Here is a 12,980-nt window from a genome sequence, read left to right on the forward strand (position 1 = left end):
AAGTCGTCGTCATTACCGTCCTAAGCCAACAGGAGGGGTAAGCGGTTGCGTGTAATGTAAATGTCAAACCATATAGAGATGCCTCTCCATTCGCCGTAAGCGACTTGAGAGGCATCTTGATTAATTTTTGAAGGAAAGGAAATATTCACTTATGAGCAGACCACTACGCAGTGCCACAAGCACCCAAGGCCGTCGCATGGCCGGAGCCCGCGCCCTATGGCGCGCCAACGGCATGAAAGAGGAGCAGATAGGCAAGCCTATAATAGCCATAGTCAACTCATTCACCCAATTTGTTCCGGGTCACACGCATCTGCACAACATAGGGCAGATTGTAAAGGAAGAGATTGAACGACAGGGATGCTTCGCCGCCGAATTCAACACCATAGCCATCGACGACGGCATAGCGATGGGACATGACGGAATGCTCTATTCGCTCCCGTCGCGCGACCTCATCGCCGACTCGGTAGAGTACATGGTCAACGCCCACAAGGCCGACGCGATGGTGTGCATATCCAACTGCGACAAAGTGACCCCGGGAATGCTCATGGCAGCCATGCGACTCAACATCCCGGCGATATTCGTGTCGGGAGGCCCCATGGAGGCAGGCCGCCTCGGCGACCGTCCGCTCGACCTCATCGACATAATGATCGATGCCGCCGACGACACTGTGAGCGACGACACCGTCACTCTGCTCGAACAGAAAGGCTGCCCCACCTGCGGTTCCTGCTCGGGAATGTTCACAGCCAACTCGATGAACTCGCTCAACGAGGCCATAGGCCTTGCGCTGCCCGGCAACGGCACCATAGTAGCCACCCACCGTCAGCGCGAAGAGCTGTTCCGCAAGGCCGCCCGCCAAATCGTAAAGAACACCCTCGCCTACTACAACGACGATGACGAGAGCGTGCTTCCCCGCAACATAGCCACCCGCGAGGCGATGCTCAACGCAATGACACTCGACATAGCGATGGGCGGCTCCACCAACACCGTGCTTCACCTGCTGGCCATAGCCCACGAGGCCGAAGCCGACTTCACGATGGACGACATCGACCGCCTGTCGCGCGTCACTCCGGTGCTGTGCAAGGTGGCTCCCAACTCAAAATACCACATCCAGGATGTGAACCGCGCAGGCGGCATCCTGTCGATAATGAAGATACTCGCCGACCGCGGCTTGCTCGACACCTCGGTCAAGCGTGTCGACGGCCACACCCTTGCCGAAGCCGTAAAGCTATATGCAATCGACGGCGAGAAGGTGAGCGACGAGGCCCGCACACTGTGGCTGAGCGCACCCGGCGGAGGCCGCAACCTGGTGCTCGGCTCGCAGAACAGCACCTATTCGGAGCTTGACACCGACCGTGCAGGAGGCTGCATACGCGACTTCGACCACGCCTATGTGAAGGACGGCGGCCTTGCAGTGCTGCGAGGAAACATAGCCGCCGACGGATGCGTTGTAAAAACCGCCGGAGTTGATGAGAGCATATTCCACTTCCGCGGCCCGGCCAAGGTGTTCCAGTCGCAGGAAGAGGCCGTTGACGGAATACTCCGCGACAAGGTAGTGAGCGGCGATGTCGTAGTCATCACCCACGAAGGCCCCAAGGGAGGCCCCGGAATGCAGGAGATGCTCTACCCCACCAGTTACATCAAGTCGAAGCACCTCGGCAAGGAGTGCGCACTCATAACCGACGGCCGATTCTCGGGCGGCACCTCGGGCCTGTCGATAGGCCACATATCGCCCGAAGCCGCCGCAGGAGGCAACATAGGACTTGTGCGCGACGGCGACATGATCGACATCAACATACCCGAGCGCACTATCAACGTGCTCATCAGCGACGAAGAGCTTGCCGAACGCCGCAAGCAGGAGGAGGCGCGCGGAAAGGATGCGTTCACACCCGTGTCGCGCGACCGCGTCATATCGAAGGCCCTCAAGGCCTACGCCTCGATGGTGACTTCGCCCGACAAGGGCGGAGTGAGAGAGTAGCACGACATAACACATCTACTGTCAAAAAAAGGATAAAGACATATATATATGAAAGAAAAAATTTCAGGAGCCGATGCATTGCTTCAATCGCTGATATGCGAAGGTGTAGACCTCGTTTTCGGATATCCGGGCGGATCAATCATCCCCGTATATGACAGGCTCTATGACTACCAGGACCAGATAAAGCATGTGCTCGTGCGCCATGAACAGGGCGCGACACACGCCGCACAAGGATATGCCCGCGTTACGGGACGCCCGGGCGTTGTAATAGTGACCTCGGGCCCGGCGGCGACCAATGTCATCACCGGCCTCAGCGACGCGCTGATGGACAGCACACCGCTTGTGGTCATCACCGGTCAGGTGGCCACCCCCTTCCTGGGCTTCGACGCCTTCCAGGAAACCGATGTTGTGGGCATCACACAGCCCATCACTAAATGGAGCTACCAGATACGCCGTCCCGAGGATGTAGCTCCGGCCGTAGCGAGAGCATTCTACATCGCATCGACAGGCCGTCCCGGCCCTGTGGTGCTCGACTTTGCCAAGGACGCACAGGTGGGACTCACGGAGTTCAACTACAAAAAGTGTGACTACATACGCTCCTACATCCCCTATCCCGAAATCGACGACGCCGACCTTCAGCGGGCCGCCGACATAATAAACGCCTCGGAACGCCCCATGATTCTGTCGGGTCACGGCGTGATGATAGCCAATGCCGAGAAGGAGCTTGCCGAGTTTGCCGAAAAAGGCGACATTCCGGTAGCCGCAACCCTCCTGGGACTGTCGACAATGCCGTCGTCACACAGGCTATACAAAGGCATGCTGGGAATGCACGGCAACATAGGCCCCAACATCAACACCAACCGCGCCGACGCGATAATAGCGATAGGAATGCGATTTGACGACCGCATCACGGGCAATGTGAAGACCTATGCCCCGAATGCCAAAATCATACACATCGACATCGACTCGTCGGAATTTGACAAGAACATCGCCACCACCGCCACGGTCCACGGCGACGCCCGTGAGGTGCTCAAGAAGCTCATTCCGCTCATCGAGCCGAAAAAGCGCACCGAGTGGCTCGGTGCATTCGAGCAGCCCGAGAAGGTTGAGCTTGAGAAGGTAATCGAGCCGGCCATCCATCCCACCGGCGAGCGCATGACGATGGGCGAGGTTGTCAACCGCGTGTCGGAAGCCACGGGACACAATGCAATCGTGGTGACCGATGTAGGTCAGAACCAGATGCTCTCGGCCCGCTACTTCAAGTACACCGAGCCCCGAAGCATACTCACATCGGGCGGCCTCGGCACAATGGGATTCGGACTTCCGGCAGCCATAGGCGCGAAGATGGGCGCCCCCGACCGCACTGTGTGCTTCTTCACCGGCGACGGCGGCCTTCAGATGACCATACAGGAGCTCGGCACGATACTCGAGTACCACACCGATGTGAAGATAATATTGCTCAACAACAACTTCCTGGGCAACGTGCGCCAGTGGCAGGCACTATTCTTCAACGACCGATTCTCGCAGACACCGCTCGTAAATCCCGACTTCGTGATGATAGCCAAGGCCTACGGGCTCGGCGCCGAAGAGGTAAAGTGCCGCGAGGAGCTTGACGGAGCGATAGAGCGCATGCTCAACCACGACGGAGCCTATCTCATCAACGTAAATATCGACGAGCACGACATGATATTCCCCATGACGCCCGCGGGCTCCAATGTGGACCACATCATGATCAACGCGTCGGAATGTTATCCAACCGACTAAACCCGCTTTGAAAATGGAAGAGAAATTATACACCGTGACAGTCTTCTCGGAAAATCAGGTGGGACTGCTCAATCAGATTTCAATCATATTCACCCGCCGCTGCCTCAACATCGAGAGCCTGTCGGTGAGCCCCTCGTCGATCAAGGGAATACACAAGTTCACAATAACCTGCTACAGTAACCGTGACATGATGGAGCGTGTGGTTAAGCAGATAGAGAAGCGCATCGATGTGCTGAAATCGTTTCTTTACACCGATGACGAGATAGTGTATCAGGAAGTGGCACTCTACAAAGTGCCTACTCTTCAGTTGCTCGACGACAAGAATGTGGAACTCATAATACGCGCCCACAACGCGCGCATCCTTGAGATTACGCGTGAATACACCGTGCTTGAAAAGACCGGCCATTCCGACGAAACCGAAGCTCTGTTTGAGGAGCTGAAGAAATATGACATCCGTCAGTTTGTGCGCTCGGGACGCGTGGCAATCACCAAGTCGCCCCACGAGTACCTGACGATGTATCTTGAGGACCAGGACAAACGCAAGGAGAAGCAATGCAACGGGTAAAAGAGTACACCGAATCCTATTTCCTCCCGGCTGGCGAGTGCAATCCGCAGCAGGAGATGCCTGTGACACTCGTTGCCCGTCGCATCATCGACATAGCCACGATGCATGCCAACCTGCTCGATGTGGGTTATGCGCGCCTTGTGGAGGACGGCCTCACATGGGTGCTGTCGCGACTGTCGATTGAGATGTACCGATATCCGGGCATCAACGAGAGTTACTCGCTCAGCACCTGGATCGAAGGATTCAACCGTCACTTCTCGGAACGTAACTTCGAGCTGACCGCCGAGTCGGGCGAAGTGCTGGGATACTGCCGCTCGGTGTGGGTGCCCATCAATATACGCCGTCGCGAGAGCGGAGCGCTTGAGGCTCTTGAATCGCTGAGCGATGTAGTGTCGGAGCGACGCTGCCCTATCGAGAAGCAGCCGCGCATGACAGCCGTAGGCGACGAGGGCACACGCAGCAACGACTATCGGTTCCGATACTGCGACTGCGACTTCAACCGTCACGTGAACGCCGTGCGCTACATGGAGCTGTATCTCAACCAATGGGACATGGATTTCCATGACGAATATCGCATCAAGAGGTTTGACATATCCTATCAGCACGAAGCCTATTGCGGCGACGAGGTCAAGGTAAAGACCCACGATGCAGGCAATGACACCTATCTGTGTGAAATAGCCGGTAAGGAGTCGGTTCACACACGTGCACGCATCATATATACAAAACGCAACAACAGCAATAACGACAATTAATCACTATAATACATATAATTATGGCAAAAATGAATTTTGGCGGAGTAGAAGAGAATGTAATCATCCGCGAAGAGTTTCCTTTGGAAAAGGCAAGAGAGATACTTAAGGACGAAACCATTGCCGTTATAGGTTACGGCGTACAGGGTCCCGGCCAGAGCATGAACCTGCGTGACAACGGCTTCAACGTAATCGTGGGCCAGCGCGAAGGCAAGACCTATCAGAAGGCTGTAGCCGACGGATGGGTTCCCGGAGAAACACTGTTCAGCATCGAAGAGGCCTGCAAGCGCGGCACAATCATCATGTGCCTCCTTTCCGATGCAGCCGTAATGTCGGTTTGGCCCAAAATCAAGGAGTATCTCACTCCCGGCAAGGCACTCTATTTCTCACACGGCTTTGCAATCACCTGGAGCGACCGCACAGGCGTAGTTCCTCCCAAGGATATCGATGTAATACTCGTTGCACCCAAGGGATCGGGCACATCACTGCGCACCATGTTCCTTGAAGGCCGCGGCTTGAACTCATCCTACGCTATCTATCAGGATGCCACCGGCCGTGCCGAAGCTCGCACAATCGCCCTCGGAATCGGTATCGGTTCAGGCTATCTTTTTGAAACCACATTCCAGCGTGAGGCTACATCAGACCTTACCGGTGAGCGCGGCTCATTGATGGGCGCAATCCAGGGATTGCTCCTTGCACAGTATGAAGTGCTTCGCGAAAACGGCCACACTCCCTCGGAGGCTTTCAATGAAACCGTAGAGGAGCTCACTCAGTCGCTGATGCCTCTCTTTGCTAAGAACGGTATGGACTGGATGTATGCCAACTGCTCGACCACCGCACAGCGCGGCGCACTCGACTGGATGGGCCCGTTCCACGATGCCATCAAGCCCGTTGTACAGAAGCTCTACGAGAGTGTAAAGAGCGGTAACGAAGCTCAGATTTCAATCGACAGCAACTCCAAGCCCGACTATCGCGAAAAACTTGAGGAGGAACTCAAGGCACTCCGCGAAAGCGAAATGTGGCAGACTGCCGTTACAGTGCGCAAGCTCCGTCCCGAGAACAACTAATCAACATTTCGACATGAAATGATACAGGCATGACGAGCCCGGAGCAACAGGAATCCGGACTCGTCATGTGTTTTTAAGACGGATGACAGCGATATTGCACAAAAGCTAACAATGTATGCAACAAATAGTTGCACAAAGTTTCAAATTGTGTGCAACACTGTTATTTTTATAACAATCCGTCAACTTTAATATAAAAAGTTTGTTTAACTTTGCGTAACAAAAAATAGGCGACATTACATTATGGACCATATAAAACAAGTAGCAAAACGACTGCGCGGCCTGCGCGACGCCATCGATCTTACAGTTGAAGAGATGGCTGTTCAGTGTGGAATCGGTCCCGAAACACTTGCCCTCTATGAGAGCGGCACATCCGACATACCGGTGAGCTTTCTTCATCAGCTCGCCACTACCTACGGAGTAGAACTCACCGCCCTGCTTTTTGGCGAAGAGCCCAAAATGCACTCCTACTATATAACCCGTGCCGGCCGAGGCGTTAAGGTGGAACGCACCAAAGCCTACAGCTACCAGGACATCGCCGCCGGATTCCAGCACAGGATAATGGCTCCCTTTATCGTAACAGTGGAGCCAACAGAATCCGACAGTCAGATAACGCTCAATACACATCTGGGACAGGAGTTCAACTACATTCTTGAAGGCGAGCTTGAAATATCGATTGCCGGCAAGGTCAATGTACTGTATCCCGGCGACAGCATCATGTTTGACGCACGCCGTCCCCACGGACTGCGAGCCATGGGAGGAAAACGTGTGAGATTGATAGCCATAATATCATAACCAACGGAAAAATATCTACAGTCTATTACATACAATCATGCTTGAGAAATTTCTTGACAAGACCAGCTTTGAGTCCTACGAGGACTTTATGGAGAATTTCCATGTAAACGTGCCGGAGAACTTCAACTTCGGATACGATGTAGTCGATGAATGGGCAGCTATAGAGCCCGACAAACCGGCCCTGCTATGGACCAACGACCGTGGAGAGAAGATTCAATTTACATTTGCCGACATAAAGCGCGAGAGCGATAAGACGGCATCATTTTTCCAGTCACTCGGAATAGGGCGCGGCGATATGGTTATGCTCATTCTCAAGCGACACTATCAGTTCTGGTTCTCGATAATAGCCCTTCACAAGCTCGGAGCTACAGTGATTCCGGCAACCCACCTTCTCACCGAGAAGGACATCATCTACCGCTGCAAAATGGCCGGCATCAAGGCTATCGTGGCCACGGGCGACAAAATAGTCGTGGATCACATCCAGAAGGCCATGCCCGACTGCCCTACGGTAAAGGCACTCATCTCCACCGGACCGATAGTACCCGAAGGATGGTACGATTTCAACAAGTCAATCGACGAGGCAAAGCCGTTTGTCCGTCCCGAACAGGTCAACATCAACGACGACATATCGCTTCTCTACTTCACATCGGGCACAACAGGCGAGCCTAAAATGGTGGCTCACGACTTCACCTATCCCCTCGGTCACATAATCACCGGAAGCTTCTGGCACAACCTGAATGAAAAGAGCCTGCACCTGACACTCGCCGACACCGGCTGGGGAAAGGCAGTGTGGGGAAAGCTCTACGGACAGTGGCTGGCCGGAGCCAACGTATTCGTATATGACTTTGAGAAATTTGAGCCGGTCGATGTGCTCCACATGATACACAACTACGGCATCACCTCATTCTGTGCGCCTCCCACAGTGTTCCGCTTCCTCATACGCGAGGATCTCTCAAAATTTGACCTGTCGACGCTCAAATACTGCACAATCGCCGGCGAGGCACTCAACCCGAGCGTCTACGAGGAGTGGCTGAAGCTTACAGGCATCAAGCTGATGGAGGGATTCGGACAGACCGAAACCACACTCACCATAGCCACCTACCCCTGGATTGAGCCGAAACCCGGCTCGATGGGCAAGAAGGGCCCGCAATATGACATCGACCTTATAGCTCCCGACGGCCGTCCGGTCGAAGATGGAGAGCAGGGCGAAATCGTGGTGCGCACTCACGGCAAGAAGCAGCTCGGCCTGTTTAAGGAGTATCTCCACGACCCCGAACTCACCCACGAGGCATATCACGACGACATCTACCACACCGGCGATGTTGCATGGCGCGACGAGGACGGCTACTTCTGGTTTGTAGGCCGTACCGACGATGTGATAAAGTCATCGGGCTACCGCATCGGCCCGTTTGAGGTGGAAAGTGCGCTCATGACTCACCCCGCTGTAGTGGAATGTGCAATCACCGGTGTCCCCGACGAAATACGCGGTCAGGTTGTCAAGGCAACAATCGTGCTTGCGAAGGATTATCTGGAATACGAAAAAGAGAAGCTCGTAAAAGAGATACAGGATCATGTAAAGCATGTGACGGCACCTTACAAGTATCCGCGCATAGTGGAATTTGTGGAGGAACTACCCAAGACAATAAGTGGAAAAATACGCCGAGTAGCCATTCGCGACAACAAAGCGGGTAAATAAGTGTTGTTGATATTGTATGACACAGAAATCGCTCCGACGCATCGCCGTTAAGATAGGCTCCAACGTACTGACGAGAAAGGACGGTACGCTCGACATCACGCGCATGTCGTCAATTGTCGATCAGGTTGCCGAACTGCATCGCCGAGGCATGGAGATCATATTGATATCCTCGGGTGCGGTAGCGTCGGGACGAAGCGAACTGCGACTTTCACAATCGCTCGACTCGGTGTCGGCACGGCAGCTCTATTCGGCGGTGGGCCAGGCAAAGCTCATCAACCGTTACTATGAGCTGTTTCGCGACCACGGCATTGCGTGCGGACAGATTCTCACCACAAAGGAGAATTTCTCCACACGACGCCACTATCTCAATCAGAAGCATTGCATGGATGTGATGCTCGCCAACAATGTCATTCCTATCGTAAACGAGAACGACACAGTGTCGGTGACCGAGCTGATGTTTACCGACAATGACGAGCTTTCGGGGCTCATAGCCTCGATGATGGGGATGCAGGCGCTGATAATACTGAGCAATATCGACGGAGTATATGACGGTGACCCGTTCAGCCCCGGCACAAGGCTCATATCCGACATTCATGACGCTGCCGATGCATCGGGCTGCATAGCCAAGAGCAAGTCGTCGGCCGGTCGTGGAGGCATGGCCACAAAATATCGCATAGCGTGCAAAGTGGCATCGGAGGGCATCGCCGTTATCATCGCCAACGGTAAGCGCGACGACATTCTGCTCGACCTGATGGACAAAAAGAACACGGTGCCGCACACCCTGTTTCACGCCGCAGCCACTCCAACATCAAGCGTCAAGAAATGGATCGCCCACAGCGAGGGATTTGCCAAAGGGAGCATCACTGTCAACGAGGGAGCCGCCGAGGCGATGCTTGCGCCTACACGTGCGAGTCTTCTTCCGGTAGGTGTCACAGCCATCGACGGTGACTTTGAAAAGGACGACATTGTGCGTGTGGTCGATGCCGACGGAAAGGTCATAGCATGGGGCCGCACAAGCTACAAGTCAGACGACGCGCGCAAGCTCATGGGTGGTCGCGGAGGCCGTCCGCTCATTCACAGCGATTATCTGTATATCGACGATTAACCCACTTAAACTAAAAATAATATTACAACCGTATGAAACGCTTATCTATCACACTCATCACTGTTGCAATCGCACTGTTTTCAACTTATGCAGCCGAGAAGCTCACCGGAGTCAACGGCATAAAATTCGGATGGAAGTTTGACCGTTGCGTCGAGGCAATCGGCGATGTTCCGCGCAAGCACACCAATAGCGACAACGAAAACGAGAAGAAGTTCTACTATTCACCCGCACAATGGGCCGGCATAGAATGGAACGGCGGAGTGCTCGACTTCTTCAACGACAAACTATATCAGGTGGGCTTCCTGAAGTCGACAGCCAACGACGACAAGACGACATTCAACACTGCCCGCACACATCTCACCGACCTCTACGGCGATCCCATAAAGATTCAGTCGATGGAATCCAACCTGATGTGGCGATCAAAGAACGGCAACATCGTTATGCTCGAATATGTCAAGGACTCCAATAAGGATGGCGCGACACAGTTTACAACCTGCGTATATTTCATCGACAACAAGGAGGTGGTAAAGAAAGCCAAGAAAGTTGACGGTGAGTTGCGTGAACTACTAAAAGGAAGATGACCGAAATGACATCACAAAAACCGATTTTCGAGGCTGCACGCCATGCGGCACGCAGCCTCGCTTTGCGCAGCGATGAACAGATTTCATCGCTGCTGCGTCATGTAGCCGATGCTGTTGACCGTAACGCAGCGGAAATACTGGAGGCCAACAGTCGTGACTTATCGCGAATGGCCGAGGACAATCCTATGCGTGACCGCCTTCAGCTTACACCGGAGCGAATAAGCGACATAACATCCGACATGAGGACGGTAGCATCGTTGCCGTCGCCTCTCGGCCGAGTGCTGTCGTCGACGGTGCGTCCCAACGGGATGAAAATTGACAAGGTGAGTGTGCCCTTTGGAGTAATCGGCGTGGTGTATGAGGCTCGACCCAATGTCACGCTGGATATCTTCTCGCTATGCATGAAGGCAGGAAGCGCATGTCTGCTGAAAGGTGGAAGCGAGGCTTACAATACCAATGAATGTATCGTGACACTGGTGCGTGACACGCTCATTCAACAGGGATGGGACGAAGCTACGGTGACACTGATGCCTCCGTCACATGAAGCGACTACCGAGATGCTTAATGCCGTAGGTTATGTAGACCTTGTAATTCCGCGCGGATCGAAGAAGCTTATCGAATATGTGCGTGACACGGCACGTGTTCCTGTCATCGAAACGGGAGCAGGAGTATGTCACACCTATTTCCACGAGTCGGGTGACATAAAGAAAGGGCGTGACATCGTGTTCAACGCAAAGACAAGACGCGTCAGCGTGTGCAACGCACTTGACACCCTCGTCATCGACCGCTCGCGACTCGATGCTCTTGTGGAGATATGCAGCCAACTCGCGACAAAGAACGTTACGATATATGCCGACGATGAAGCCTACGCCGTTCTCTATGGCAAATATCCTCACCTATGTCATGCAACCGAAAGCGATTTCGGTCGTGAATGGCTCGACTATAAAATGTCGATAGCCACGGTGGAGGGAATTGACGAGGCAATAAATTTCATTAACGAGCACACATCGCGCCACAGCGAGTGCATAGTATCCGAAGACAAAGCGGCAGTCGACCGATTCTTAAAGGAGGTTGACGCAGCGTGTGTATATGCCAATGTTTCCACCTCATTCACTGACGGAGGGCAATTCGGATTCGGAGCCGAAATAGGTATTTCGACCCAGAAGCTGCATGCACGCGGCCCTATGGGAATTCCCGAGATAACGACCTATAAATACATAATCACAGGCGACGGCCAGACCCGCTGGTAACGACTGTCGGGGCCGATTCGGGAATGTGTCCCGACAATATACGCCAGTTTTGAGGATATAGATTATTGGCGCGCTTTCCCAAATTTTTCACAAATCCAAGCGGAGCGCCATCGTATAGAAGGAGGATGTAGCCCGACGGCGCATCCTCCAATGTTATTGTTTCGCGCCTTAGATAGCTCATTGCCGCAGGATAGTCAATCTCCACCGTGGGGAAAGCATCACTACGCAGCAGCTGTGACATAGCCAAGGCGTGGGAGGGGACAAGGTCACGCCCCTTGATCACGGCCACCTCCACTCCCTTATAGAGCACATCAAGGGTATCGGAAAGCTTCTTTACAAGTGCGACACGGTCAGCAGGCAATGCAATCACCCTGTCGTTCTCGACAATAAGGTTATAGTCGTCAGGATTGGTAATCCATTCACGGCACCGGCTCACATCGACAGCGGCCTTGGAGCGCTTTTCAGCTTTCACTGGCTTCTCACTGCGACCGCCGGGATTTCCGCCCTTGCGCAGCACTGCAACACATAATCCCTCGCCTCTTACGCGTCCCGGTATGAAATGATAACAACCGTCACGTTCAATCACATTCCACTCGGCAGGAAAATCCATGTCGACAACCTCACAATCGTAGTTGTCGAGAATATAACGCACCACATCCTCATTTTCCCGAGCATTGAAAGTGCATGTGGAGTAAATGAAATAACCGCCTTCGCGCAATGAGGGCCATATATTGTCGACAATCTCACGCTGACGCACGGCACATTCTTCGACAAGCGCAGGCGACCATTGCTTCACCGCTTCGGGCTCCTTGCGGAACATACCTTCACCCGAACAGGGAACATCGGCCATGACAATGTCAAACACCGATTTCAATTTGGAAAAGCGTGCCGTGTCGCCGCGACTTACAAGAGTGTGCGGAAAACCCCATTTAATCAAGTTCTCCCGCAATATCTCGGCTCGGGCGGGCACATATTCATTAGCGACGACAAACGCGTCGTGAGGCAAAGAATCAATGGCAGCCGTGGTCTTTCCACCGGGAGCCGCACACGCATCAAGGAGCGTCAGATGACTGCGATTTGCGGCAATACGGTTTACGATATGCGAATGTATCATCGACGAGGCATCCTGAACGTAGTACAATCCCTGATGCATCGCAGGATCAAAAGTAAATGCGGGGCGTTGGTCCAGATAAAATCCCGAACCGCACCACGGCACAAGTGAAGCATCACACAATGGCGAAACACCCTTGCCCGTATTGCAGCGCACACTCACCGACGGCTCCATCAGCAAGCCCTCGGCCAACCCTTCAAATTCACATACAAAACCTTCAGGAAGCGTCATATCTTATAGCGTATTAATTATGCAAATATAGCATATCACGTTGTAGCGTTCAAATAATAAAACCAAAAACAGGCATGGGTATAAAAAGAATCAG

11 protein-coding genes are annotated in these 12,980 nt (G+C 53.5%); 10 read left to right on the top strand and 1 reads right to left on the bottom strand.

The window, feature by feature from the left end; genetic code table 11:
- Window positions 1–151 precede the first annotated feature (151 nt).
- The 10 genes from ilvD to E7746_RS12090 all read left to right on the top strand — a co-directional run bounded on the left by ilvD (window position 152) and on the right by E7746_RS12090 (window position 11,544).
- Window positions 152–1,975, top strand: a complete 1,824-nt coding sequence (ilvD, locus tag E7746_RS12045) for a dihydroxy-acid dehydratase (protein ID WP_136410965.1) — start codon at window positions 152–154, stop codon at window positions 1,973–1,975.
- Between the two features lie 48 nt (window positions 1,976–2,023).
- Window positions 2,024–3,739 carry a biosynthetic-type acetolactate synthase large subunit gene (ilvB, locus tag E7746_RS12050; RefSeq protein ID WP_136410966.1) on the top strand — a complete coding sequence of 572 codons (1,716 nt, stop codon included), beginning with the start codon at window positions 2,024–2,026 and terminating at the stop codon, window positions 3,737–3,739.
- A 13-nt stretch (window positions 3,740–3,752) separates the two neighbouring features.
- Window positions 3,753–4,304 carry an acetolactate synthase small subunit gene (gene ilvN / locus E7746_RS12055; protein ID WP_136410967.1) on the top strand — a complete coding sequence of 184 codons (552 nt, stop codon included), beginning with the start codon at window positions 3,753–3,755 and terminating at the stop codon, window positions 4,302–4,304.
- On the top strand, window positions 4,292–5,056 hold the full coding sequence (locus tag E7746_RS12060; RefSeq protein ID WP_136410968.1) for an acyl-[acyl-carrier-protein] thioesterase: 765 nt from the start codon (window positions 4,292–4,294) through the stop codon (window positions 5,054–5,056). Before ilvN ends, E7746_RS12060 begins: the two co-directional genes overlap by 13 nt.
- Before the next feature lie 20 nt (window positions 5,057–5,076).
- The gene (ilvC, locus tag E7746_RS12065) at window positions 5,077–6,120 is read left to right on the top strand and encodes a ketol-acid reductoisomerase (protein ID WP_123397244.1); all 1,044 of its coding nucleotides are present in this window, start codon (window positions 5,077–5,079) and stop codon (window positions 6,118–6,120) included.
- A gap of 237 nt (window positions 6,121–6,357) precedes the next feature.
- Window positions 6,358–6,912: a helix-turn-helix domain-containing protein gene (locus E7746_RS12070; protein WP_123397243.1), complete on the top strand. Its 555-nt coding sequence runs from the start codon at window positions 6,358–6,360 to the stop codon at window positions 6,910–6,912.
- A 37-nt stretch (window positions 6,913–6,949) separates the two neighbouring features.
- Window positions 6,950–8,608, top strand: coding sequence for an AMP-binding protein (locus tag E7746_RS12075; RefSeq protein WP_136410969.1), 1,659 nt, complete (start codon window positions 6,950–6,952; stop codon window positions 8,606–8,608).
- A 16-nt stretch (window positions 8,609–8,624) separates the two neighbouring features.
- Window positions 8,625–9,713 (top strand): glutamate 5-kinase, encoded by a 1,089-nt coding sequence (gene proB, locus E7746_RS12080; RefSeq protein WP_136410970.1) that lies wholly within the window; start codon window positions 8,625–8,627, stop codon window positions 9,711–9,713.
- 32 nt (window positions 9,714–9,745) lie between these two features.
- Window positions 9,746–10,294, top strand: a complete 549-nt coding sequence (locus tag E7746_RS12085) for a hypothetical protein (protein ID WP_136410971.1) — start codon at window positions 9,746–9,748, stop codon at window positions 10,292–10,294.
- A 5-nt stretch (window positions 10,295–10,299) separates the two neighbouring features.
- Window positions 10,300–11,544, top strand: coding sequence for a glutamate-5-semialdehyde dehydrogenase (locus E7746_RS12090; protein WP_136410972.1), 1,245 nt, complete (start codon window positions 10,300–10,302; stop codon window positions 11,542–11,544).
- Here the strand turns inward: E7746_RS12090 and E7746_RS12095 are convergent.
- Window positions 11,516–12,886: a methyltransferase RsmF C-terminal domain-like protein gene (locus tag E7746_RS12095; RefSeq protein WP_136410973.1), complete on the bottom strand. Its 1,371-nt coding sequence runs from the start codon at window positions 12,884–12,886 to the stop codon at window positions 11,516–11,518. The two genes, E7746_RS12090 and E7746_RS12095, sit on opposite strands and share 29 nt — an antisense overlap.
- Between the last annotated feature and the right edge of the window lie 94 nt (window positions 12,887–12,980).

The sequence above is a fragment of the Muribaculum gordoncarteri genome (assembly GCF_004803695.1).
GTDB lineage: Bacteria > Bacteroidota > Bacteroidia > Bacteroidales > Muribaculaceae > Muribaculum > Muribaculum gordoncarteri.

Excerpts from the sequence above, each read along its gene's own strand:
- ilvD (WP_136410965.1), top strand. The coding sequence starts at position 152 with ATGAGCAGACCACTACGCAGTGCCACAAGCACCCAAGGCCGTCGCATG.
- ilvB (WP_136410966.1), top strand. The coding sequence starts at position 2,024 with ATGAAAGAAAAAATTTCAGGAGCCGATGCATTGCTTCAATCGCTGATA.
- ilvN (WP_136410967.1), top strand. The coding sequence starts at position 3,753 with ATGGAAGAGAAATTATACACCGTGACAGTCTTCTCGGAAAATCAGGTG.
- E7746_RS12060 (WP_136410968.1), top strand. The coding sequence starts at position 4,292 with ATGCAACGGGTAAAAGAGTACACCGAATCCTATTTCCTCCCGGCTGGC.
- ilvC (WP_123397244.1), top strand. The coding sequence starts at position 5,077 with ATGGCAAAAATGAATTTTGGCGGAGTAGAAGAGAATGTAATCATCCGC.
- E7746_RS12075 (WP_136410969.1), top strand. The coding sequence starts at position 6,950 with ATGCTTGAGAAATTTCTTGACAAGACCAGCTTTGAGTCCTACGAGGAC.
- proB (WP_136410970.1), top strand. The coding sequence starts at position 8,625 with ATGACACAGAAATCGCTCCGACGCATCGCCGTTAAGATAGGCTCCAAC.
- E7746_RS12085 (WP_136410971.1), top strand. The coding sequence starts at position 9,746 with ATGAAACGCTTATCTATCACACTCATCACTGTTGCAATCGCACTGTTT.
- E7746_RS12090 (WP_136410972.1), top strand. The coding sequence starts at position 10,300 with ATGACATCACAAAAACCGATTTTCGAGGCTGCACGCCATGCGGCACGC.
- E7746_RS12095 (WP_136410973.1), bottom strand. The coding sequence starts at position 12,886 with ATGACGCTTCCTGAAGGTTTTGTATGTGAATTTGAAGGGTTGGCCGAG.